21 protein-coding genes and 1 tRNA gene are annotated in these 23,813 nt (G+C 69.9%); 1 reads left to right on the top strand and 21 read right to left on the bottom strand.

The window, feature by feature from the left end:
- Window positions 1–52: 52 nt before the first annotated feature.
- The 15 genes from LP52_RS03390 to LP52_RS03335 all read right to left on the bottom strand — a co-directional run bounded on the left by LP52_RS03390 (window position 53) and on the right by LP52_RS03335 (window position 14,591).
- Window positions 53–850 carry a MerR family transcriptional regulator gene (locus tag LP52_RS03390; protein ID WP_084722869.1) on the bottom strand — a complete coding sequence of 266 codons (798 nt, stop codon included), beginning with the start codon at window positions 848–850 and terminating at the stop codon, window positions 53–55.
- 316 nt (window positions 851–1,166) lie between these two features.
- Complete coding sequence (locus tag LP52_RS03385) at window positions 1,167–1,601, bottom strand: hypothetical protein (RefSeq protein WP_040270663.1); 435 nt, start codon at window positions 1,599–1,601, stop codon at window positions 1,167–1,169.
- Window positions 1,602–1,669: 68 nt separating this feature from the next.
- A complete protein-coding gene (locus tag LP52_RS03380; protein ID WP_040270662.1) occupies window positions 1,670–3,265 on the bottom strand; it encodes a hypothetical protein in 1,596 nt (531 codons plus the stop codon).
- Window positions 3,266–3,506: 241 nt separating this feature from the next.
- Window positions 3,507–4,169, bottom strand: coding sequence for a C40 family peptidase (locus LP52_RS03375; protein WP_238580714.1), 663 nt, complete (start codon window positions 4,167–4,169; stop codon window positions 3,507–3,509).
- Between the two features lie 30 nt (window positions 4,170–4,199).
- Window positions 4,200–4,730, bottom strand: a complete 531-nt coding sequence (locus LP52_RS28175) for a hypothetical protein (RefSeq protein WP_238580713.1) — start codon at window positions 4,728–4,730, stop codon at window positions 4,200–4,202.
- A 39-nt stretch (window positions 4,731–4,769) separates the two neighbouring features.
- Window positions 4,770–5,588, bottom strand: a complete 819-nt coding sequence (locus LP52_RS28170; protein WP_238580712.1) for an OmpA family protein — start codon at window positions 5,586–5,588, stop codon at window positions 4,770–4,772.
- Between the two features lie 262 nt (window positions 5,589–5,850).
- Window positions 5,851–6,510, bottom strand: coding sequence for a pilus assembly protein TadG-related protein (locus LP52_RS26090; RefSeq protein WP_084722840.1), 660 nt, complete (start codon window positions 6,508–6,510; stop codon window positions 5,851–5,853).
- A 12-nt stretch (window positions 6,511–6,522) separates the two neighbouring features.
- A complete protein-coding gene (locus LP52_RS03370) occupies window positions 6,523–6,732 on the bottom strand; it encodes a hypothetical protein (RefSeq protein ID WP_157036176.1) in 210 nt (69 codons plus the stop codon).
- Window positions 6,733–6,847: 115 nt separating this feature from the next.
- The gene (locus tag LP52_RS03365) at window positions 6,848–7,747 is read right to left on the bottom strand and encodes a type II secretion system F family protein (protein WP_040270658.1); all 900 of its coding nucleotides are present in this window, start codon (window positions 7,745–7,747) and stop codon (window positions 6,848–6,850) included.
- 76 nt (window positions 7,748–7,823) lie between these two features.
- Complete coding sequence (locus LP52_RS03360) at window positions 7,824–8,756, bottom strand: type II secretion system F family protein (protein ID WP_040270656.1); 933 nt, start codon at window positions 8,754–8,756, stop codon at window positions 7,824–7,826.
- On the bottom strand, window positions 8,753–10,111 hold the full coding sequence (locus LP52_RS03355; RefSeq protein ID WP_040270655.1) for a CpaF family protein: 1,359 nt from the start codon (window positions 10,109–10,111) through the stop codon (window positions 8,753–8,755). The genes LP52_RS03360 and LP52_RS03355 overlap by 4 nt, the downstream gene beginning before the upstream one ends.
- A gap of 54 nt (window positions 10,112–10,165) precedes the next feature.
- Window positions 10,166–10,594: a TadE/TadG family type IV pilus assembly protein gene (locus LP52_RS03350; RefSeq protein WP_084722839.1), complete on the bottom strand. Its 429-nt coding sequence runs from the start codon at window positions 10,592–10,594 to the stop codon at window positions 10,166–10,168.
- Window positions 10,587–12,293 carry an AAA family ATPase gene (locus tag LP52_RS03345; protein ID WP_052809378.1) on the bottom strand — a complete coding sequence of 569 codons (1,707 nt, stop codon included), beginning with the start codon at window positions 12,291–12,293 and terminating at the stop codon, window positions 10,587–10,589. Before LP52_RS03345 ends, LP52_RS03350 begins: the two co-directional genes overlap by 8 nt.
- Window positions 12,293–13,114 (bottom strand): Flp pilus assembly protein CpaB, encoded by an 822-nt coding sequence (gene cpaB / locus LP52_RS03340; protein ID WP_052809377.1) that lies wholly within the window; start codon window positions 13,112–13,114, stop codon window positions 12,293–12,295. The genes LP52_RS03345 and cpaB overlap by 1 nt, the downstream gene beginning before the upstream one ends.
- Before the next feature lie 76 nt (window positions 13,115–13,190).
- Window positions 13,191–14,591 carry a hypothetical protein gene (locus LP52_RS03335; RefSeq protein ID WP_193789935.1) on the bottom strand — a complete coding sequence of 467 codons (1,401 nt, stop codon included), beginning with the start codon at window positions 14,589–14,591 and terminating at the stop codon, window positions 13,191–13,193.
- Between the two features lie 839 nt (window positions 14,592–15,430).
- Here LP52_RS03335 and LP52_RS03330 point away from each other — a divergent pair.
- Entirely contained in the window at window positions 15,431–16,048 is a 618-nt protein-coding gene (locus LP52_RS03330) for a dihydrofolate reductase family protein (protein WP_040270653.1), read from the top strand.
- A gap of 141 nt (window positions 16,049–16,189) precedes the next feature.
- Here the strand turns inward: LP52_RS03330 and LP52_RS03325 are convergent.
- From LP52_RS03325 to LP52_RS03300, 6 genes are all read right to left on the bottom strand, one after another.
- Window positions 16,190–16,262: transfer RNA gene (locus LP52_RS03325), tRNA-His, on the bottom strand.
- A gap of 71 nt (window positions 16,263–16,333) precedes the next feature.
- Window positions 16,334–17,011, bottom strand: a complete 678-nt coding sequence (gene orn / locus LP52_RS03320) for an oligoribonuclease (RefSeq protein ID WP_052809376.1) — start codon at window positions 17,009–17,011, stop codon at window positions 16,334–16,336.
- A 307-nt stretch (window positions 17,012–17,318) separates the two neighbouring features.
- Window positions 17,319–19,052: a DUF2510 domain-containing protein gene (locus tag LP52_RS03315; protein ID WP_040270651.1), complete on the bottom strand. Its 1,734-nt coding sequence runs from the start codon at window positions 19,050–19,052 to the stop codon at window positions 17,319–17,321.
- Window positions 19,053–19,120: 68 nt separating this feature from the next.
- Window positions 19,121–19,657: a hypothetical protein gene (locus tag LP52_RS03310; RefSeq protein WP_193789934.1), complete on the bottom strand. Its 537-nt coding sequence runs from the start codon at window positions 19,655–19,657 to the stop codon at window positions 19,121–19,123.
- 312 nt (window positions 19,658–19,969) lie between these two features.
- Window positions 19,970–21,751: a substrate-binding and VWA domain-containing protein gene (locus tag LP52_RS03305; RefSeq protein ID WP_238580711.1), complete on the bottom strand. Its 1,782-nt coding sequence runs from the start codon at window positions 21,749–21,751 to the stop codon at window positions 19,970–19,972.
- 266 nt (window positions 21,752–22,017) lie between these two features.
- Entirely contained in the window at window positions 22,018–23,730 is a 1,713-nt protein-coding gene (locus LP52_RS03300; RefSeq protein ID WP_040270647.1) for a substrate-binding domain-containing protein, read from the bottom strand.
- Window positions 23,731–23,813: the final 83 nt, after the last annotated feature.

Here is a 23,813-nt window from a genome sequence, read left to right as displayed (position 1 = left end):
CGGACACTTTCGACACCGAGTGTGCCTGCAGAACGATCTCGCCGCCGAGGACTTAGCAGGCGCCGATCCGGGCCGCCCTGTCATCGGAGTCAGGGTCGGAGTCGGAGTGAGTGCCGGAGTCGGCGGAGCTGAAGACCTCGTCGAGCATCGGCTTTGCGTGCGCCGGCGCCCGGACCTCCAGGCTGATCGACGCGTGGGCGAAGTGCAGCGCGAACGAGAAGAACGGGCAGCAGCTCTGTTCGGCGGCGGCCAGCTCGGCGACCTCGGCGGCGCGGTCCGCCGGGACCACCGCGCGCAGGCCGTCCGCGATCTCTTCGCGGTGGGCACCGGCCAATACGGCGCGCCACCGGTCGATGCGGTCGCCGGCGTCCTCGGGCTGCAATGAGCACGCGACGGCCGGTGCGCTCGCGTCCCTGGCGGACTCCGGTGGCGCGGCCCGGGCGAGGACGTCCGTCAGGTCGAGCAGCTCGCACTCGGGACCGCAGGGCTCGGGATCATCCGGTAGCGCGTCGAGGTGCGTGAGCGCCCCGCGCAGCGTGTCGACGAAGGCGGCCAGCTCGGCGGCGCGGCCCTGCGCGGCGGCGAGCCGCGCCGCGAGACGCGGGCGCAGGGACTGTTTGACCTGCGTGCAGGCGCCCCTCGACCAGACGTCGAGGAGTTCGCCGATCTCCTCCAGCGGCAGCCCGAGCCGCTTGGCGGTGCGGATCAGCTGAAGGCGGTCGAGGTCGGCGGTGTCGTACAAGCGGTACCCCGCGCGGGTGCGCCGGGCGGGCAGCAGCCCCTGGTCGTCGTAGTAGCGCAGCGTCGAGGCCGCGACGCCGGTGCGCTCGGCCAGTTGCGAAATCCGCATGGTGTCCACGCTTGTGACGGTAGACCTTCGAGTCGGCTTCAAGGTCAAGTGCGGCGGTGGGTTTCGGTGCGGGGGCGTAGGGGCGTAGGCGTAAGGGCGCACGGAGTAGGCGGAGCTGGGAGCGGGACCCGCGGCGATCACGAGGATGGCGGTGAGGAGGGGCGGTGTCCTTTGCCCGGGCTCTGGAAGCCCCGCCGAGTCTGTGGGACGGCGCCGACCTGTGGTCGTCGAGTACGAGGACGGACGGCTACTGCGGTCGGCGGTGCCCCCGCAGACAAGTGAAGCGGATGAGCCCACGGCGTTCCTGCCCCGGGAGTCACGGCCGGTCGGTGCCCGGAGGTGGGGGCACCGGGAGCGGGGGCATCGGGCGCCGGAATGGTTTCCAATTGCCCGCGCGTGTCAGTCGGTGGCCTGCGAACGTGCCCGAGCCGAGGGCGGCCAGGACGGTCAGCAGCGCCGGGACGTCGAGGCCGTTGCGGGCGAGGGTGGTCGTCTCCACTGCCGCGCCGAGGATCGGCAGCGCCAGTACGGCGGCGAGGCGGCGGCCACGGCCGGTGCGCGGGTGGACCAGACCGGCGGCGAGCGTCGCCAGGGTGTAGCCGATCAGCGTGGTGAGGGCGAGCCACGGCAGCCGCAGGTGCCAGGTTTCGAGAGCGCCGAGCGGCAGCAGCCACAGGTGCAGCAGGGCGCTGGCAACCGCCCAGGCCAGCCAAGCGCCGGCCCCGGCCGCCCAAGCGCGGAGGAGGATCATGATCGCGGGTCCGTTCTTTTACGTCGGGATGCGGGATCTGCGCGACGGGAGGCGGTCGGTGCCGGGTGTCATCCGGTGCACTCCTCGAAGGCGATGAGTTCGCGGCGTCCGGCCGGTCCGGGACCGCCCAGGTAGCGCGCGCCTATTGCCGTGCGCGTGGCCGACTCCCATCCCGTGGCGCCGCCGAACGACAGGCCGCTCAGCGTGGCGTCGGCGCTGAACTCCCGGCCGCGGGAATCGGTGGCATAGCGGACGGAGCTGTAGGTGCCTTCGCTGTACAGCAGCCGGTCGAACTCGTCGACGCTGTCGCTGCTCTCGGCCTTCGCCGAGGTCACGTCCTTGGGGCGGGCGGTGGTGGACAGGAACGTCAGCGCCAGCAGCGGTTCTCTGCCGTCGAGTCGGCGGCGGACCGCCGCCCGGTTCGCGTCGGTCACCTCCAGGCGGGCCGTGCCGACGACGTGCCCGCTGTCGCCGTCGGCGTTCACCGTCTCGATCGCGACCTCAACGAGTTCCCCGGTGTCGCTGTCGCGAGTGGTCGTCAGGGAGGCGCCGGTGAGGCGGTCGCGCGCGTCCTCGGGGCTCAGTACCGAGTCGGGCACCAGCGGGCCGACCTCCCCAGCTTCGGCGAACTCGTAGCCCACGGTCCGTGACACGGTGCCGCTCCGCCCGTCGCGTGACTCGGTGAGCACGGCGTCGCCCTCGGCGCCGGCCGAGACCAGGTGCAGCAGGTCGAGACCGCTCCTCACTGCTTCGTCGGTACCCGGCGCCTGGGAGCCGGAGTCGGAGCCTGGAGACAAACCGGTGCCGGGCCGGCGCGGACCGCCGGGACGAGCGGGCGATTCCCCCGCAGGTGTGCGTGGCGTGCCGTCGGCGGAACGGTTCCGGCTGCGCACACCGAGCGACGCGCCCGCATCGCCGGCCAGGTGCAGGCCTGCTTTCACCGACACTTCGCGTCGATCGGGCGGAGGCAGGGTGACGGCGTCGGAGCCGAGACGGTCGGCGGCGAAGCCGACGATCCGGGATCCGATGGCGTCGAACGCCCCGCTGTCGGAGCCGATGCTCTCCAGGTGCTCGGCGCGGGCCACGCGCTCGCGGAAGCGGGCGGCCTCGCGTTCGGTGGAGAACTCCCAGACATGCGTGGTAGACGCGCCGCCGTGCACGCCCGCGGCCAGCCCGGCGTCGGCCTCGGCGAGCGGGCCCAGATCGGCGCCCCAGCGCAGCGGACTGGGCGCATCGGCGGTGCCGTGCAGTCGGTGGGTCAGCGCGACCTCGGCCGTGCCGTCGGAGTCGACACGTTCGGCGATGCGCACCTGCCCGTTCTGGCGTGCCGCGACCGAGACGCCGACCGATGAGCTGATCTGCTGGGCGTCGGTCGTGCAGGGCTCCGGCAGGAAGCGGTCGGCGTCGCCGGGACGGTCCGCGCAGTCGCCGAGGTCGAGGGCGGCGCATACGGCGCGCCGGATCTCAGCGAGGATCCGCTGGCCGTAGTCGGAGGTGCCGAAGAGGGCTGTGCCCAGTGCGCAGGCAAGGAGGACGACTGCCGCGTAGTCGAGGGCGGCCGCGCCGTGATCGTCGGCGGCAGCGTTCAGTGGGCGGAGAAGTCGGCGGGGGAGTGGGTGCCGAGAGGGCGGGCGCAGGGGGATGGAGAAGGCACGGGCAGCCATGGTCGGCCTCGCAACAAGGGGCGCGGAACGCGGAGAAGAAGCGAGAGCCGGGGCGGGGCGGCGTCATCCATGCGACGGGAATGTGCACGGCGGCACGGAGTCGGCGGGGCGGCACCCGGATGCGTGCGGATGGGGGCAAGGAAAGACAGGGTGGGATAGGACGAGATACGGAAGTGTGGCCGTGGGGTCAGTGCCAGCCGTGTGGGTGGGCGGCCGGGATCAGCCGGGAAGCAGGCCGGGATCAGCCCTGCGGGACGCGCCCCTGGCCGACCCAGATGGACTCCCAGCGGGGGTTGCCGAGGACCTGGGTGACGTTCACGGGATCTCCGGCATGCACCATCTGACCATTGCCGATGTACATGCCGACGTGGCTCGGCGGGGGATAGTTCGCCATGGTGTGGAAGAAGATGAGGTCCCCGGGCTTTAGATCGCTCTTGGGAACCTGCTGCAGGGCGTCGATCTGGTCCCACGTCGTCCGCGGGATCGACACGCCGGCCTCACGCCAGGCTTCCTGCATCAGCGACGAGCAGTCGTAGGCCCGCCGCCCGGATGCGCCCCAATCGTAGGGTTTTCCGCGCTGGGCGAGAGCGAACTCGACCGCGACCTTCGCGCTGCCCTCACCGCGGATCTCACCGTCCCAGGCGCTGGCCAGGGTCCAGGTGTACTCTTCGGGCTTCTCCGGGCGTTCCTTTTCGACCCAGGTCTCGTCCCCGCAATCGGGGCCTTCGACGCGGCAGACGTATTTGCGGGTGGCGTCGTGGAGGATGTCGCCGATCGAGGTCGTCGAAAGGCCGATCACGATGACGGCGGCGATCGACACCAACGCCGCACTCTCCAGGATCGAGGCCCCGCGCTCACTCCCATGCCCGTGCAGTCGGGGCAGCACCTTCTTCACTACCGACACCGGGACGACCCTCCTCACGTCAGAAGACATTCACTCGACAGGAACGTCCTCAATAGGATCGAACCCGGGGATTTCTACATCGACGTTTTTCACGTCTTCAGGGATGCTGTACATAGCCCAGTAGTCGACAGATTCTTCCGGTTTCACATATGGCGTGTACGGAAGTCGCGGGACGTATCCAGAGCAAAGGCAAAAGTTCTCCTTGTCCATCAGTGGGTGAAACCTGGTCTGGATGTTGTGGTCTGCAAGTGTTATGCCACTGAAAATTGGTTCACGGTAGTCGTATATAGGGTTTGAGAATCGGTTGTCGTGTAGATTGCGATCGCTGTTGTTGTTGACTTCGACTGTTATCTTTGTGAGTCCAGAATCGGATCTAGTGAGCTCTAGAACGTTCGCGGTGACTGACTGGATATGTTCGTTTTCGCCATTACTTTCGGAGCTTGCGAGGGGGGATTCGATAGAATGACCGTTCTCCTGGGATAGTGGTGCTTCGTTGTCGGTCTGCGCCGAGGCGGGTGTCACAAGTGTTCCAGGCAGGAAGAGCGCTAGTGCGGTGAACATAGCAAACAGGAAAGGCGATTTCGTGCGCATGTGCACCCCCTATTTTTCGAACGTTATGGTTACGCGTCGGTTCTTCGTCCTTCCCTCTTCGGTGTCGTTCGTTGCGATTGGTTCACTAGATCCGTGTCCTGCTGTGGTGAACTTGACGTCGGAGGTTTCCATAGCCTCCTTCAATGCAGTTTTAACTGCGGCCGCCCGATCTTCGGATAGAGGGTCGTTGATAGCTTCGCTGCCGGTATTGTCGGTGTGTCCATCGATGTCGATCGTTGAGTCCGATGAGTCTTCGATTTCCTGGGCAACCTGCGCAACTGATTCGTTTGCTGTCTCGTCGAGCTCGGATTTTCCTGTATCGAAGAGAACATCGGTGGAGAGCGAGATCGATACGCTCTCGTCCGTCTCCTCGCGGCTCGAATCGCCCTCTAGGTCATCCGTGAAGGAGCGGATTTCCCAAATAGCTGGGTCTTTCAGATCCCCCGACGGGATCTGTTCAGAGGATCTGTCGTCCTTTGTTATAGGAAGATCAAGCAGCGGCGGAGTGATAGCCGAGATCAATGTCATGGATTGGACGTCCTGTGGTGGAGCCGGAAACGCGATCCACGCGCTCACGTCCTCCCCTGAGGAAGCATGCGTCTGCGTCCAAGAGCTGCAGTAGCAGGTTCCATCCTGGTGGATCAGTGGGAAATGCTTGCTAGAGTTAGTGCCGTCGAGTAAAGCGAACGTCTGCAGGTCCGGAGCCGAACCTTCCTTGGGGGGTGGGGGTATGGGGATGTCTTCGTTGGCGCCCATGTTCCGCATCGAGAAGTTCAGCAGGACGGTTCGTTCATCTTTCCGAACCAGGGAATGTACGTCGATCTGCAAGTGCTCTCCGTACTGTGTGGAAGACGTAGAACTGCTTGCGGTCGCTCCTTCTTCGTCGGAGGGGGAGTTGCTCGACTGGCCGGGCTCAGACTCAGATGGCTGCTCGTCCCCACCGTCTTGGTCAGGCGAAGACACACAGGAAGAAGACAGGAGAGCTACAGCGACAATCGGTGCTGTCCAAACCAGGCGGTTGAGGAATCTAAAGCGCAATCCGTGCCGATTAGCTTCCACGTCTCTTCCTTCGTGTTCGTGTCGATACGGTTCAAGCTGTAGGATCAATGGGCTTATATATGTACTGCCCTTCTTCAGCCGCGATTTGTACGACGACCAGGGTTTGCGCATGGCGAAAACTTTGGACCGTCTCACCAGCACAGCGGACGCCGACGAGTTCGGAGCTGTCTAGGGAGAAGGCATAGTCGCAGTCTGGGACCACCGCCTTCGCAATTGCAGCGGCATTCCCGACATGGGCCGAATCTGGGTTTTCATCAGTACAGTTGACATCCGACCAGTGGCGTTCGCGGTCCTCGCTCAGCTTTTTTTGGCATTTTGTGCTCTGGACTTCGACGCGGACGATGTTTCCTAGATTTCCATAGGAGTCGTCACTTACGCGAATCGATTCGAGTGTTGCGCCGTTCTCTTGGGCATATTTTTCAGCGGCCCTGCGTCCTGCGTCGTTTTCGTAGACCCTGCTATACGGGAGTTCGCCGTTAGATAGGAGTTCTGCGATGTTGTCTCGCGCAATCCCAGCGGCTGCTAGGGCGGCGGCATCCGCTGCGGTCTGCGCGTCGGTTCTGAGGCTGTTCGCATTTCCTATCCGGACGAACAGGAGCATGATTGCGATGAGCGATAGAGTCAACCCCACGAGTAAGAAAAGGTTGGCCTGGCCGCTATCGCTTTCCTTGCCGCCGAACTTTGCGAGCATACTGATTCCGTGTTATGCGTTTTCGTTTAGAATCTCCTGGATGGCCATTTCGACCTGATTCGGTATCTCTTCGAAAACCGAGAGCTGCATCAACGCGATCGCGACACCAGCCACCAAGATGATCAACGCCGCGTACTCTAGGATGCTGGCTCCTTGATCACCCTTGCTCTGGGTGAGCCTTCTCAAGATCAAATCTCGCAGACGGACCTGCAGGTACAGCATCAGCCTTTGCATTCAGCCCTCCCGGAAGCTGTGGGGGTGTGCGCCCCGGCGGTTGTTGTCAATTTACGGGGGGCGAGCCCTCTTGTGTAGAGGCAGGGTGCCGGTTGTGGATAAGTCATCCCGTGAAGACACCTCCGAAGTCGACTCCCGATCCCAAGATCATTGCGCCCCCCACCAGCAGAAGGAGCCCCGGAAGCATCGTGGCCGCGGTGATCCCTGTGACTCGGGGGTTGATCCGCTGTGCCTTGCGTCGCATATATTGCGCGTCCTGCCTGCGCATGTCCTGGCCGATGGTCAGCAGGGTGTGCGACAGCGGCGCACCGAGTTCCTCCGATTGCTGGATGGCCGTGACGAATTTGCCGAGCGCCTCGTTCGAGTTGCGCCGGCGCAGCGCCTGGAAGGCGTCCTTGCGGCTGGTTCCCAGGTCCATCTGGCGCAGGACCAGCCGGAACTCGTCGGACAGGGTTCCCGGCATCGAGTCGCACACCCGCGCGATCGCCTGGCGGAACGCGAGGCCCGCCCCCACGCTCACCGCCAGCACGTCCAGGAAGTCGGGCAGCTGCCGCTGGATGTCGTCCTGGCGTTTCTGGCGCTTCAGCAGCAGCTCGGCATCGCTGAGGAACACGAACGCCAGGGCCAGCAGCGCCAGCATGGTCTGGCCGCGCGCCAGCAGTAGCAGGGAGATGCTGCTGTAGAGGAGCACCTCGCCGGTCTTGCGCTGCAGGTACCGCTCGACGGTGAGCCCCTCGGGTCGGCCCGCGGCCTCGATGCGCAGCTGGATGGCCTCCTGGCGCTCCTCGCCGATCAGCTCGCGCACGGCTCCGCGGAACGGGCGCCCGATCAGTTCGGTGACGCGGTTGAGGATGAACGCGGTTTCCCGCGGCCGCCGGGGCGGTGCCGGGGTGATGTCGCCGGCGACCTCGCTCTTGCGGGTGAGCAGGTACAGACCCCAGCAGAAGACCGCGACGGCCGCGGCGCCGCCGAGGCCGAGCGCCAGGATGAGCGCGAAGGTCATGAGGGCTCCCAGGCTCGGGGGGAACGGGGGGAACGGGGGCGGTTCGACGGCTGGGGACAGGGCCTCGGGGTCGGGGTCACAAGTCGATGCGGGTGGTGATGCGGCGGACGAGCGCGAACCCGGTCAAGAACAGCCCGCACGACAGCGCCAGCACGAGCGTTCCCGCGGCGCTCTGGGTCATCGTGCGGATCGCGTCGGGCTGCAGCATGTTGACGAGGAAGAGCGCGCCCACCCCCATCGCCAGCAGCGCCCACGCCGTCGACGTGGTCTCGGTGAGGATGGTCTGGACCTCGCGGCGGGACTCCTTGCGCTCCTCAAGCGTCTCCGAGATCGACCGCAGCGCCGACACCAGCGCACCGCCCGACCGCGACGACACCAGCAGAGTCGATATCAGCACCCCGATCTCGCGGGAGGGCATGCGTTCGCGCAGCTCGTTGACCGCGTCCTCGAACGGCAGGCCCAGCTTCATCGACTCCGCTACGCGCCGCAGCTCCGAGCCCGCTGGGTCGTCGAGCTCCTCGGCGGCCATGTCGACCGCCGTGGGCAGCGCCAGCCCGGCCTGCGTGGCGTTGGACAGCACCCGCGCCAGCTCGGGAAGCTGCGCGGTGAACACCTCCTTGCGCCGTTCCTCCTGGCGCTTGAGATAGGAGAAGAACGCGAAGCCCACGCCGACCGCGGCCGCCAGCCCGAACACCGGCGCCAGCGCCTGCCACACGAAGACGACGGCCAGCACCGCTGCCGCCGCCATCAGCATGACGAACGTCGACACCTGCACCTTCACCCCGGCGCGCGCCAACCGGTACTCGATGCGCCGGCCCGCCTCGGTACGCCGCAGCAGCACGTCCAGCCGCGCCAGCGGCGTGTTGGCGCGCCGCTCGGCCTCGTGCAGCGCGCTGCGCGAAGCCAGTCGGCGGCGCTGTACCGCGCCGTCGATGAAGAGCACCAGACCGGCGACGAACAGCAGGATCACAACCGCAGCCGAAGTCAGAATGACCGCCGTGTAGATCACAGGGACGCCTCCCCCGAAGTCGGCGGCGTGGGATCGGGATACGAAGGACGGTGGCCGTTCTCCGACTGCACGCCGAACGCCGCGGGGACCGACTCGCCCGCCGCCTGGATGCGCGCGGCGACGCGGTGCGGCACCGGGTAGCGGCGGAACTCGCCCTTGGCCACGCCGCTGCCGTCGTCGGGGCTGGGCGCGAAACGCAGCAGCGGCTCCAGGCGGAACTCCTCGTCGCGCCGGGAAGCCACCACACCGACCTGGGAAACCCGGCGCGAGCCGTCCGGGTAGCGGCTCAGGTGCACGATCACGTCCACCGCCGCGTTGATCTGGTCGCGCAGCGCCTCGAAGGGGATCTTCACCTCCGACATCGACGCCAGCGTCAGCAGCCGGTAGACCGCGTCCTCGGCGGAGTTGGCGTGCACCGTGGCCAGCGACCCGTCGTGGCCGGTGTTCATCGCCTGCATCATGTCCAGCGTCTCCTGGCCGCGGACCTCGCCGACGATGATCCGATCCGGGCGCATGCGCAGCGAGTTGCGCACCAGGTCGCGGATGGTGACCTGGCCGGTGCCCTCGACGTTGGGCGGGCGCGACTCCAGCCGGATGACGTGCTCCTGCTGCAGTTGCAGCTCGGCGGAGTCCTCGATGGTGACCACGCGCTCGTCGGCCGGCACGAAGCTGGACAGCGCGTTGAGGAACGTGGTCTTACCGGTGCCGGTCCCGCCCGAGATGATCACGTTGAACCGCGCCCGCACGAGCGAGGCCAGCAGCACCGCCGTGGTGCCGTCCACGCTGCCGCGGGCCACCAGCTCCTCGACGGTGAACGGCTTGGGGAAGCGCCGGATGGTGATGATCGGTCCGCTCAGGGACAGCGGCGGGATGATCACGTTGACGCGCTCGCCGGTGGGCAGCCGCGCGTCGACCATCGGGCTCGACTCGTCGATGCGCCGGTTCACCTGCGAGACGATCCTGTCGATCGTCTGCATTAGCTGGTCTTCGCTGGTGAAGGCGGTGTCGATGCGGTGCACGCGCCCGCGCTGCTCCACGTAGACGTTGTCGGGGCCGTTCACCATGATCTCGGTGATGCTCTCGTCGGCCAGCAAGGGCTCCAGCACCCCCAGGCCCAGCGCCTCGTCGACGACGCGGCGCACGAGCCCGCTGCGTTCGCGGTCGCTGAGCACCGGCCCCTCGCGGGAGATGATGTGCCCGACGACCTTCTCCAGCCGGGTACGGCGCTGGTCCAGGCTGAGCATGGCCATGTCGTCGAGGTTGACCTCGCGCAGCAGCCGCTGGCGCCAGTGCGCGATCTGGTCGGTCTGGTGCTCGTGGGCGTGGTCGTCGGTCAGGCGGTCTTTGAGTCCCATGGCACTACCTGCGGTCGGATGGCGGTGAAGGGCACGTGCGCGGGGTCGGGGCGGTCACAGCGGCATCTCCACCCGCCGTGAGAGGTCGAGGTCGAAACCGGGGGTGGGGAACATCAGGGGGAAGTCGACGGTGATCTCGGTGTAATACCCGCCCTGGCCGTTGCCGCCCACCGCCACGTCGGCCCCCGACAGCCACGAGGGCAGCGCGGCGCGCGCGGTGGACTCGGCGCCCGCCACGCCCTCGGTCCCGGCGGCGCGGGCGGCGGCGCGCGCGGCGTGCTCCATGCGCTCGGCGGCGATGAACGCGAAGAAGGTCTCCAGCGCCAGCGTGGCGACCAGGATGAACAGCGGGAAATAGGCGGCGAACTCCAGGATCTGGGAGCCCTGGTCGCCGCGGGGGCGCCGGCGCGCACCGCGTCGGCCGGCGGGGGCCGCGCTCGCGCAGGCATCCGCGGGCTCCCGGCTCCGCACCGGCTCAGGCATCGTCGTCCTCCCCTGCGGGCGGCGCGGTCTCCTCGCCGGGCTCGGCGGAGTCCTCGGGGATGATCAGCGACCGGCTGCTGATGTCCCAGGGGCCGTCGACGCCGGGCAGGAACACCGGCGTGGCGATGGAGACCTGTACGGCCTGTCCCGCGCCGGTTCCGACGACCTCCACGTCGAGCGTGCCCTCGTCGTTCCACGGAGGACTGACGCGCTTGGCCGCCTCCTCGGTGATGGCCTCGTGGTCGGAGGAGTCGATCGCGGCCTGGCGGGCGCCCTCGTTGGCGGCGTGCGAGGCGAACATGCCTGTCAGCCCCACCAGCAGAACCTGCCAGGTCACCAGCAGCGCGAGGCCGACGAAGGGCAGGGTGGCGGCGAACTCCACGAACAGCGCGCCGGAGTCGCCGCGTCGCCGCCGCGTCCGGCCCCGCCGCTCGCGCGCCGCAGCCGGTTCGGCGTGCGGATCGGGCGCGCCGGGCGCAGCGGGTGCGGCCTGGTAGGCGGACTCGCCGGAGCCGTCGTGATCGTAGGGCGACTCGGGCCGCTGAAGCAGTCCCAATTCGGAGGCGACCTGGGCGAAGGAGCGCAGCAGGCCCTCGTCGGTCACGCGCGCGGGATCGCCGGTGTTGGAGGCCTCCTCCACCGCCCGGTAGGCGGCAGGAACCGCGGTGCGCAGGATCGGTGTGGCCAGCAGCTTGCGGGCGAAGTCCGGCTGGATCTCGTTCTTGCGGCTGTGGCGCATCAGCAGCGCGGTGGCCTCGTGGGAGTCGCGGATCTGCAGCCGGCCCCACATCGCCACCACCCGCTGGGCCGCCCGCAGCGCGGGGAGGTCGGGGGTCACCAGCAGCACTGCGGTGTCGGCGAGTTCGACCGCCATCGCGCTGGCTTCGGTGGTCGCGGTGCCGCAGTCGACGAGCACGAGGTCGTAGCGCGACCGCAGGGCCCCCAGGATCTGGCGGGCGGCGCGGCCGGTGACGTCCTCGCCGCGCTCGCCGTCGTGCGGGGCGAGCAGGATGTGCAGGCCCTCGGGATGTACGTACAGGGTGTCGGCGAGCATGGAGGCGCTGATGTCGTCGGCGGCCTCGACCAGGTCGGCGATGCTGCGCCGGTGCTTGAGGTCGAAGTAGCCGGGGATGTCGCCCGACTGCAGGTCGAGGTCGACCAGGCACACCACCCGCCCCGACCGGGCGGCCGCCCGTGCCAGGTGGATGGCGCTGGTGGTGGTGCCCACGCCGCCCTTGGCGCCGCTGAAGGTGACGATGGAGCCCTTGCGGCCGTCCATCGGGACGTCCAGCGACGCCGCCTCCAGGTGGCGGCGCAGCGTCCGCGACCAGTCGGCGGCGGCGGTCACCCGCTGGGCGACCTGGTCGACGCCGGCCTTGGCCGACAGCACGCTGCGGGCGCCGGCCTCCATGGCGTGGGCGAAGGTGTCGGAGTCGACCTCCTCGACCACGAGGATGACCGCAAGCTGCGGACGGCTGCGCGACAGCTCGCGGATCAGGTCGAACACCGGCTGCGGCCCGATCCGCTCGTGGACCAGCACCACGTCGAGGGTGGGCACCTGCCCTGCGCTGTCGGCGATCTCCTCGGACGTGCGGTGCACGCCGACGACCTCGGTGTCGAGCAGCTCGTCCAAGCGCGAACGCAGCGCGTCCTCCACCTCGCCCGTGGGGACGCCGAGCATCACCTGGTAGCCGCTCATCACGCGCCCTCGGACTGGTCGGGCCGCTGGGTCCGGGGAGCCTTCTGCGAGTCGCCGGAGTCGCCGGAGTCGCCCGAGTCGCTTGAGCCGTCGGACGGCACATCGAGCCCGTCGAGTTGGTCCTCGGAGCAGAACTCCTGGTTGCCCGGGTCGCCGGAGCCTTGGGGGCTGACCGCGGCCAGGCGCAGACTGCTGGAGAACGCCTCGGCGTAGGTGAGGTTCAGCGCCTGGTCGGGGCTGAGGCGGAAGGTCACCGGCACCACGTTGTTGGTGCCGCCGGTGTTCTCGTCGATGGTCGAGCCGACGTCGCCGATGTCGAGGATCTCGATGTCGGTCAGCACCCGGTAGGCGCACGCCTGCGGCTGGCCTTCGCCGGGATTGAAGGTGGCGTAGACGTCCACCCGCGACTGGCGGCCCACCTTGCCGGCCACGCCGGTCTCGGCGTCGACCATGATGGCGATCTCGCGTTCGCCCTCCTGCAGGTCGGGCGCCGCGATGACCATGCTGCGCTGCAACAGCTCTCCCTCGCGCAGGGCGCTGGAGGCCACCGGCAGCCGGTCGGCCTCCTGAGTGAGTTCGGCGAAGTCGTCGATGAACGTCTCGGCGTCGAAGTACCGCGCGGGGACCTCGTACTCCTCGACCATCTCCTGGGTGAGCTCCTCGTAGGGCTGGACGTCCTGGGTCAGGCGCAGTGTCGTCCGGGAGGTGCCCAGTTCGCTGTTGAGCGCGCTCATGTACGACACCACCGTGAGGAACACGGCGACACCGCCGATGGCGGCGACGATCATGAGCAGGATGCCGCGCCGTTGACGAGGGTTCATGGCGCTCCGTTTCTAAGCGGACGGGCCTCAAGGCCGCTGCGGATTTCGGCGCCGGGGCGGGGCAGCCCTGGGGCGCTCATTCGGGGGCACGGGGGACGGAGGGCACACCCTGTTCCCACCGGGGACCGTCGTCGGGCGCGGAGGGCGCGGGGCGCCGCGGTCCGGTGCCGGTCGGCGGATCGGGGGCGCGGTCGCCGGCGGAAGGCGACGGCGGACCGGTATCGGCGCCGCCGTCGGCGGGCGGGAGGGCCGATGCCGGGCGGGCGCCGGCCTCGGGCGCCGATTGCAGGAGGTACCCGGGCGGTGCCGATCCGGGAGGTGCGGCGGCCGGGCCCATGGACGCCGACGGCGTCTCCGGCCCGGACCGGGAGTGGCCGGGGTCCGGGGGAAGCGGCGGCAGCGCCTGGGGAACCGGAGGGTCCTCGTCACGTGCGGGAGGAGGCTGCGGAGGTCGGGGCCGCTGAGGGGCGGAGTCGGCGCCGTCCGGCCGGCGCGTCTCGCGGCCGACGGCGGGAGCGGGGGCGGGCGGCGGTGCCTGAGGCTGGGCCGGGGGAGGGCGGTGAGCGGGGGGCGGCGCGGGAGCGGGCGGAGCAGCGGACCCGGAGGGGCGCGGAGGCTGGTCGGGCACGGCGGTCGCTGCGCCGCAGAACCGGCACACCGGAACGATCGTGGGTTCGCCGCACCAGCTGCAGGCGGCGGGCCGCACCCTGCGGGCGGGATCGGTCAGCGCGCGCGGGTGGGCGCTGAAGGCAACGAACTCGGCGTACTTGGCCGAGCCCCAGTAGTGGGGACCGAGGGGCTGGGCGGGCAGCCGCCGGACGGCCACCGCCTGCAGCGCGGGCAGGAGCTGGCCCTCGAACGCCGTCGTGTCGAAGCCCCCGCCGCTGGAGTGCAGCACCTGCACGGGTTCTTGCGGGCGGAACGGCAGCCCGGGCCCGGCCTCGCCCTTGGGCGCCCGCGTCACCTGCGGCACCGGCGAGCACAGCGCGAGGTAGGTGACGCCGGGAGCGAAGGAGCCCAGGTGCTGGTTCACCGAGATGGGGATGGCGGCGAGATTGGCGACGTTGCGCAGCCACCCGCCGGCCAGGGTGTACCGGGGGAGCTCGTCGGCCAGGCCGGCGATTATGCCCGGCGGCAGGTAGGGGCACAGATAGGCCAGCTGGTCGGCGATCAGCGACAGTGCCAACGGCGAGAGATCCACCCCCACCGCGGCGACGGCGTCCTCGCGCAGCGCACCTCGGGCGAAGGCGACCGCGCGGCGCGCGTGCTCGCCGCGCCAGTGCGGATAGAGCGCAACGACCTTGGTGCCCTGGGCGGCGTGGTGGCGGGCGAAGTCGACGAAGGCGCCCGACCGCTCAGCCAGGTCATGACCGTCCAAGGTGAAGCGCTGCGCCTGTGCCGCGCCGAGATGTCCCGTGGTCGGGATATCGGCGAGGAGGGCGACGACGCTTGCGGACCTGGTCTGGTCATGGATCACGTGACAGGCTCCGGGAGGACGGGGGGACAGGGGACCGGGAGGAGAGGGACGCGGACGTCACTATCGGTTTTCCGCATGGGGACGGTGAAGGGCATGTTGGCACTGTCCCGGCATATGGTAACGGTGTACCTCTGATCAACGGGGTAAGAGTCCACTCTCTTGTGGATTGGCGACTGCGCCGGTGCTGCAGGGGATCCCGCGGATCACCGGCCCGCCGGGAGGCCCAGAGTGAAGGCCGCAAGGAAATGATCAACCGGTGATCGCGTTCGATTCCATTCGACCGGCATAAATCGTGAAGTCAGCGGTGCGGTGCACACTATTCGTCTTTTCCGTCCGCGGATTCGTGCCGTCGTCCCCGAGATGAACGGCGAGTTCACGCGGGTCGAGGGCGGATCGGACTCCGGGCGCGACGGGGGCGCGTCCGACCGGGGCGGAGCGGCGTTTCAGCTCGGAACGGGACTGCTGCGGAACTCGGCCATCGAGTCTCCCTTCGGCCGAAGTGACGTACGGAAGCGGTCCATACCCGGGCAGGGGCGGCCCGAGCGGAGTGGACCCGACCGAATCCGTATCGTAACGGCGCAGCCCCACCCGAGGGCAGGGCGGATCGGGAGTTGGGGACAACGGCGGCGGGCGGGGGCGGGCGTAGACCGGTGCTGTCAGCGGGTGGCCGGGGCCCGACGGTCGGCAGCGAGGACATCTCCCAGGGGCGCACTCGCTGATCCACCGCTTTGACGGGCCGCCCCTTCCCCCCGCCTCCTTCCCTAGGCGCAGCGGAAGCGATGAGTCTGCGGTTCGGCAGCGGTCCACCCCACGTCCGCGACCGGAAGGAGAGGGACGACATGAGCACGGTCTTCGCCAGCGTGAGTGTTTCCCTGGACGGGTTCGTCGCCGGGCCCGATGCAGGGCCCCGCAACCCGCTGGGGGACGGGGGTTCCAAGATGCACCGGTGGGTGTTCGACCTGGAGGCCTGGCGTGAGCGCCAAGGTGTGGAGTCGGGCGAGCGCATTCGCGACAACGAGATCGTCAAGGAGGAGTTCGACCGCGCCGGCGCCTACGTCATGGGCCGCCGCATGTTCGACGAGGGCGAGGTCGCCTGGGCGGATCCGCCGCCGTTTCGCGCGCCCGTTTTCGTGCTTACGCACAACTCGCGTGAGCCCTGGGGCCGGAAAGGGGGTACGACCTTCGAGTTCGTCACCGACGGCCCCGTCAGCGCCGTCGAGCAGGCGCGCGAAGCCGCAGACGGCAAGGACGTGCGGGTCTCCGGCGGCGCCGCCGCCGTCCGGCAGCGCCTGGAGGCCGGGCTGCTCGACGAGCTGGAAGTGCACATCGCGCCCGTGGTGCTCGGCGCCGGGACGCGGCTGTTCGACGGCCCTCTGGCGGGCGGGTCGCGGCTGGAGCCGGACCGGGTGGTGGATTCGCCTGCGGTCACGCACGTGCGCTATCGGGTCCTGCGCTGACTCGGCCCCGGCGGGCGTCGCGCGTGAGGCTCCGGCGGTCCGCGGACGGACCTCGTGCGGGACGCCCACCCTCGCGCGGGCCCACGGAACACGAAAAGCCCCGCGCCGCGGGCGGACCGTGACGCGGGGCTTTCCATCCGGGGTGAGTGAGGGGACTTGAACCCCCGACTTCTTGGACCACAACCAAGTGCTCTGCCGACTGAGCTACACCCACCATGAGCGCGGGCCGGGATCACCGTGCCTGCGTTCAGAATTGATTCTAGCCCACGTGTGTGGGTGCTCCGGTCAGTTTTCCGCTCCGGAGGCGCCCGCGGCGGACGTGCCGGACCCGTTCTCGCTCGACCGCTCCTGCTCCCGGCGACCCGTCCCGCCTGCGGCGACGTCGGCGGCGACGGCGCGCGCGGTGGCGCTGTCGGGGCCGGGCGGGGCGACGAAAGCGGCCGCGCGGTAGTAACGCAGCTCACGGATGCTCTCGGTGATGTCGGCCAGTGCCCGGTGGCCGCCGTGCTTCTCCGGGCTCGCGTAGTAGATCCGCGGGTACCAGCGGCGGAGCAGCTCCTTGATGCTGGAGACGTCGATCATCCGGTAGTGGAGGAACTCGTCGATCCGCGGCATGTCGCGGGCGAGGAAGAGGCGGTCGGTGGCGATGGAGTTGCCGCACAGCGGCACCTTCTTGGGCTCGGACACGTGGCGCTGGATGTGCTCCAGCACGCGGTCCTCGGCCTCCTGAACGGTGACTCCGCTGTCGAGCGCCTCAAGCAGACCTGACGTGGTGTGCATCTGAGTGACGAAGTCGCCCATCTGGTCGAGGGCCGCCTGGGGCGGCTTGATGACGATGTCGACCCCTTCGTCGAGCTGGTTCAGCTCGCCGTCGGTGATCAGGCAGGCCACCTCGATCAGCGCGTCGTTCTCGAGGTCGAGCCCCGTCATCTCACAGTCGATCCACACCAAGCAGTCGTTCATACGGGCCAGCTTAGGACGTTTCACAGCGCGTCCGACCGCGCAGGCGCGTTCGCAGGGAACCGGAGGGTGCTGCGGGGGTGCGGCGCGCCTGAAGGCACCTCAGCGGAGGCTGGGCAGGGGCCGGCCGACGACACGGGTGCGGGACCGGCCGCGGACGCGTCGGAACGGATCCACCGGACCGATCCGCCCGGACGTGCTCACCGGCTCGGCTTCTTCCGGGCCGCCACCGTCCGGGGGCGGCGCCGAGCCCGGACGCGCAGGACACCCGGTCCCCGCGTACGATCCGGGCCCACCGGTGCCGCATGCGTCACAGGTAGACGCCGAAGACCTCGCCGAGGATGTCGTAGGAGCCGGTGTACTGCAGATAGCCGGCTACACCCGCGGCCACGATCAACAGCAGCACCACGAACAGGCAGCCGCCCAGGCAACCGCCGCAGCCGCTCTTCTTCCGCTGCGGGGGCTGCTGCGGGCGGCGCGGCTGCGGCGGAGGCGGCTGCCCCCACGGCTGCTGTCCGCCGGAAGGGCCGCCCCACTGCTGTGGACCGCCCGGGCCGCCCGCCGGGTAGCCGCCCGGGCCACCGGGCGGATGCTGGGCATACGGCGGATACCCGCCGGGCTGCGGGCCGCCCGAATAGCCCTGCGGCATCGGGTACTGGTCGGGCTGTCGGTCGCGTCGCCCTGACGGAGGCGGCCCGGCGGGCGGCTGCGCGGAGGGCGGCGGGTAACCGGGGGGAGGTCCCTGCGGCGGCCCCTGGTTCGGATGCCCTCCCGGTCCCGGCTGGGGGCCGTAGCCCGGCTGGGGTCCGGAGGGGCCGGGGTAGGCGGGCGGCGGAGCGTTGTAGCCCTGCTGCGGCCCCGAGGGCGGCGAAGGCGGCGGGTAGGAGGGAGCCGAGGATTCGCCGGGTGCGCCGGACCGGCCGCCGCCGGCGGCCCAGGACTGCTGAGAGCCGGACGGCGGCTGCTGCGGTTCCGACTGGGGCGCGGCGGGCGCCTGCTGGGGATCCGCCTGGGGGGCGCCGGGAGCCGACTGCTCCGGCGCCGCACCCGCACCGGAGCCGGAGGCGCCGGACGCGGCTCCGCTCTGGCTGGGGCTCTGAGGAGTCTGCTGCGCCTGTGCCCGGGCCTCGGCGGCGCGGCGCGCCTCCTCCTGGGCCCGCTTGGCCTGCTCCTCGGCGCGCTTGCGCTCCTCTTCCTCCTTGCGCTGGCGGCGCTCCTCGGAGATCTCCGACCAGCCCTCTTTGAGGTCCCCCAGGAGCCTTCCCAGACGGAAGCGCTTCTCTTCTCCGTCGTCGGCACCCTCCGCGCCGGCGCCGCCGGCCGCATGGCCGCCGGAACCGGCTGCTCCGGAGCCCGCCACGGTGAAACCGGGATCGTTCGGGTCGAAGACGGCGGTGCTTGGGGCCGAACCGCCGCCCTGGGCCTCGCCCGGCCGGTTGTCCGCCAGGTCGTCGGTCGGCTCGTCGTTGTCCTTGAACGGGTCGATGCTCAAGGTCGAACCCGCGCCCGGCGCGCCCGGCGCCCCGTCGGCGGGATCGCCCTGCGGGGCGTGGTTCCCCGCCCCTGCCACCGCGGTCTCCTCGGGGGCCAGGCGCGCCGTGCCTTCGGGGGATCGGCCGCTCAGATCGTCGGTGGGGTCGTCGAAGTCGGAGGCGGCCCCGCCTGGATGGCCGGATGCGGCCGCGGGGTCGATGCGCATGGTGGAGCCGTCGCCGGCGAGGTCGTCGGTGGGTTCGTCGTCGGCCTGGGCGGGTGCGGCTTCGGGGCGTTGTCCGGGGTCGATGCGCACGGTGCTGGGCTCGTCCGCTATCGCAGAAGGCGCGGAGGAGCCCAGGTCGGGCGCTGTCGCCTCGTCGTCCGCTCCGCTGTTCACGCCGCTCAGATCGGCTGTCGCCTCGTCGTCGGCGCCGGCGGCCGCGCCGGTTCCTCTGAGCTCGGAGAGGGAGCGAACGTGCAGGGTCCACTCGTCGCCGTTCCACCAGCGCAGAAGGTCCTGCCCGCCCTGCGGATCCGCGTACCAGCCTGGCTCGATCTGTCCACCCATGGCGGACAGACTAACGGGGGTGCGGACCAGCGCCGACCGCCGTCCCCAGGGCGTCCCGCGCCGTGACCTCAGCCGCTCGCCGCCCCGGCGAAGCGGCGCTCCCCGTTGGCGCTGTGCCCGACGACGGGCAGGGCCGGCGGCGCGGGGGAGCGCAGCGGCCGCTCCCGCTCCGGGGGTGCCTCGGCACGGCCCAGGAGTACATCGGGGCAGACGGCGCCGGGCCCCGCCGACTGCGACCCGGGCACCTGGGAGTGGCCGAAGTGCCCGCCCCGCGCCCACAGTCGCTCACCGGACGCGCGCGCCCGCGGTCCGGGCAGCCCCGCCGACGGCGCGCCCGCCGGCCAGCGTCTGGGTACCTCCCACGAGTCCAACCAGTTCAGTATCGGCGCCAGCGCGTACAGCGGGGAATCCGTGAAGGGAACATCCGACCATCCGATCACCGTGATGACAATGCACACCCGCCCTTCGCAGGCCCGGTCGGGGTGGCCCGGATTCAGCTCGCCGCCGGCCGGGGCGGTGGCGGGCAGGAGCTGCACGGTCTCGCCGGTGCGGGGATTCCACACGAGGTGGCCGGTGCGGCCTTCGCCGACGAGGCGTTGGGACACGGCCCTGGCCGTCAGAGCCGCCGGGTCCGACTCGGTCGTCAGCCACACGGCCCGGGGCGCGCCGCCCTGCAGATGCGCCCCCGTCCGGCTGGTGCAGGGGACTCGTTTGGCTCCCGGCATCCATGCATCGACCACAACAGCCGCCTCTCACCGCTCCATCGCGTACCGACCCCCTTTGAGTACGCGAAGCGGAGAGCGAAGTCCATAGGGTCTGCGCGGTGGGCAAGGATGGTCTATCCGTCACGCTTGCCCTCAACGGCGCGCGCCCGCCCCGCAGTGCGGGACGGGCGCGCGTGCGCTGCGGCGGTGCGGTCAGCCTTGCTCGCCGCCGGCGGGCTGGAGCCGGTTGGAGAACGCCTTCAGGAAGATGTCGCCGATCTCCGCGGGATTCTCGGTGGTGTAGGAGGCGCCGCCCGAGATCTCGGCGATCCGGTCCAGCGGCTCCGGGTCGATGTCGGGACCGAACGCGATCGTGAAGATCGGGATCGGCTTGACGGGGGAGGACTCCTCCTCCAGCTTCGTCTCCAGCTCCTCCAGGCTGATGCTGTCCTCGTCGTCGTTGTTGCCGTCGGTCAGCATCAGGATGGCGTTGACCCTGTCGGCCTTGTAGGTGCGCGACATCTCCCGGTAGGCCGCGAGGTAGGTGTCGTAGAGCCCGGTGTCGCCGTCGGGGACGGGGTCGACCGAGCTCCACTGCTGCTTCAAGGCCTCCATATGGGTTCCGCCCCCGTCGGTCTCGGCGGTCAGCTCCCGGATGGGCAGCAGTTCCTCGTAGTCGAGGTTGTCGTTGATGCCCACGGAGAAGCGCCACATGCCGAGTTCGGAGCCCTCGGGGAACAGTTCGAGGCCTTGGATGGCCGCTTGGGCGGTGATGTCCATCCGGTTCATCCCCGTACCGGGCACCGACTCCAGCATCGAGCCCGAGACGTCGACGATGGTCAGCAGCCGCGAGTCGAGCTTGAGGCGGTTCCAGGCCTGGGTGATGCGCTGGACGTCGCTGGTCGAGGGCGTGGGGAGTTGTTCGGGCAGCGACGGTTGGAAGCCCGCGTCCTCGGTGAGCACCTTGGCGTCCGCTTCGCCGTCGGCGGTGCGGAAGCCGTTCTTGAGCATCACCTGCTGAGCGGCGTTGCGGGTCAGCTTCTCGCGGAACAGCTCGGCCGCCTGCGAGACCTGCGGGTCGCTGCTTCGGTCGATGTAGGGGTAGTCCAGCGCGTACGTGCCGCCCTCGGGGTAGCTGATCTGGGCCGGTGCGTCGCTGTGGTCGCGGTTGTAGCGCCAGGTCGCCTGCTCGGAGAGGACGAGGAGGCGAGCGGCCTCGGGCTCCTCGGCCAGGGTCTCGAAAGCCGCCGCCTGGTCCGGGGAGGTGTTGGCCTGCAGGGTCTGCAGCGCCGCGACGAGCTGGGGCCGGCCGTCCTCCTCCTCTTCGCCGATCGCGCCCGCGACCAGGGAGAGGGTGGCCATGCCCGCGGAGCTGCGGACGGGGTCGACCAAGTGGACCTCATCGCCTTCGGCGCCCAGTTCGGAGGCCGAGGTGGGCACCAGCGCCTCCCACGAAGGCCCTTCGTCGGGCATGTCGGCCTCGGCGGGGCGCGCGAGCACCAGCGGCGAGGAGGCCACCGAGGTGCCGGTGTCGGTGAAGGCGACGTCCTGGGAGTCGTTCTTGACCAGGTTGGCCCACATGGAGGAGTCGGGGATCCACACGTCGGACTCGGTGTCGCCGGAGGCGGGGCCCGCGCCGGTGATGCCGTACGTGATGTTGGCCGACTCGGCCTCACGCACCTCGGCCTGGACACAACGCCCCTCGACGCCCTCGTTCTCGGCGTTGAACTCGGCCGCGACCTCCTGGAGGGCGGGCGCGATCTCAGGACTCGCGGCGACGTCGAGTGCGACGTCCTGCCCACCGCAGCCGCCGCTGGTGTCGAGCACGTACCAGCCGGTGACGCCCAGCCCGATGATGATCGCGAAGGCGGAGGCGAGCAGGATGAAGGCGCGTCCGCGCCGGCGCCGACGACGGCTGCGGCCGGGGGGCCGACGTTCCTGACGGTCCCAGCCGTCGCCGTTGTTTCCGCTGTGGCGTCCCAAAGTGTTCCTCACGGGGTCTGCTACCGGGTGGGGCGTGTGGACCGAACGGTACTGAACTCCAGATCACGGATTAAAGGGCACCTAAAGGGTGGGGAGTCCGGTTTCGGATGCCCGCAGATCGTACTCGCGGCCGTGAACATCCCCGTGGAAGCGGGAATGGCGGCGGCGGAGCCGCGCACCGTAGCGCGGCGCGAATGGGGGATACCGCGCGTAACACCGTTATCCGATCGTAAACGGATAACAGGTTACTCGCCAGCCCTCAGCTGTTCACCAGCGCCTCAACTGCCGCAGTCCGGTACGCACAGCCGGCGGGAGATCAAGCTGAGGAAGATGTCGCCGATCTCGTCGGGGTCGTCGGCGACGGACAGGGTTCCGCTGGTGGCATCGGCGATGTCGGACAGCGCTTCGCGGTCGGGCTGGTCGCCGAAGGCGATGACGAACAGGGTCACGGGGCGCTCGGGATCGAAGCTGTCCTGCAGCTCCGCGACGAGCTCCTCCCGGGAGATCTCGCTGGAGCCGCCGTCGCGCCCGGCGGTGAGCACGATGACGCTGTTGATGCGGTCCTCGCGGTAGGAGGAGGAGACGGTTTCGTAGGCGGAGAGGATGTTGTCGTACAGCTGCGGTCCGCCGCCCCGCGCCTCGATGCCCTCGGCGATGTCCTTCAGCTCTTGGCGGCGGGTGGTCCCCTCGCCGCGGTCGGCGGCGCCGAGTCGGGCCAGCCCTTCGACCTCCTCGCGCCCGGAGTCGCCGTAGGTGCTGGACAGCAGCCACAGCCCCAGCTCGGTTTCGTCGGGGAACAGCGACAGACCCAGTTGCGCGGCCTCCCGGGTGACCTCCAGCCGCGTCGTGTCGCCGCCGTCGAGGTCGGCGCGCATGAACCGCGAGACGTCGGCCAAAACCAGCGAGCGCGTGGGCATCGACAGCCGGTTCCAGTCCTCGACCGACGACAGCAGGGCGTCGCCGGTCAGCTCGCCGTGCGTCTCGGGCCGCTGGGTGCGGATGCCCGGGTGGTCCTGCAGCGCAGCCGAGGCCGTGCCGTCGGGCTCGCGGAACCCCATCTCCCGCAGCCGCTCGCGGTAGGGGTCGGTGCGCAGGATCTTCCAGACGTCCTCGGCCGCGTCGCGCATGGCCGGTTCGTCGCTGGTGGCCACGAAGGGGTAATCCAGGTTCACCGTTCCCTCTTCGGGATACAGCGCTTGCAGCGGTGTCGCGGGATCGGAGGAGTTGTACTCCACGACGGCCTGCTCAGGCAGCACCGACAGCGGGGACGGTCCTGCGGGGACCGGGTATATCGCGGCCGGGTCGATCTCGCCGAACGCGGTGTCGGGCTGGGCGTCGCGCACGAAGTCGGTCATGGCGGTGTCGGCGTCGTCGCCGCCGCCCAGGTGCCGGCGCACGGCGTGCATCGCGGTCATTCCGGGCGCACCGCGGTTGGGATCGGTCATCACCAGCGGGCGCTCGCCGCCGGGGCGCTCACCGGGAAGCAGCGACTCCCAGGAGGCGGAGTCCGGCTCGGGCAGTTCCTCGGTGTCCTCGGGCGCGGCGATGACGACAGGGGTGGCGGCCAGCGAACGCGGATCGGTGTCGATGGTGCGTGCTCCCGCCTCCGAGATCCGGGCGAGCTCGATCCAGGCCGAGGATTCGGGCACCCACACGTCCGGCGCGATGGTGGAACCGCCCACGCGCCCGCCGGAGAGTTCGGTCATCACCCGGTGCGGCGGGGCCTCGGCCGCTTGGGCGAACACGCACACACCGCCGTACTCGCCGCCGGAGGCGTTGAACTCGTCGGCGGCCTCCTGCAGCAGCGGTGCGATCCTCAGCGCGGCGGCGATGCGCAGGTAGCGGGTCTCCCCGCAGCCGGCGTAGCGCAGAGCGGCGGGGACCGCGACACTGAGCACGGCGATGAGCACCAGCACCGCGGCGGCGATCCCCAAAGGGGAACCCAGCGCGATGCGGGTGCGCGAGGGCATGCGGTGTCGGCCGTTGGGCACGTGGTCTCCGGGGGGCAGGGGGTGCTTGGCCGTGACCTTACTGGTTGGTAACGCGGGAGAGAAGTGCCATAGTCCTACCGCGG

Source organism: Streptomonospora alba, from assembly GCF_000826685.1.
GTDB classification, from domain to species: Bacteria; Actinomycetota; Actinomycetes; order Streptosporangiales; family Streptosporangiaceae; genus Streptomonospora; species Streptomonospora alba.
Note: the sequence above shows the minus strand (reverse complement) of the source record. Positions and strands in the feature narration are given on the sequence as shown.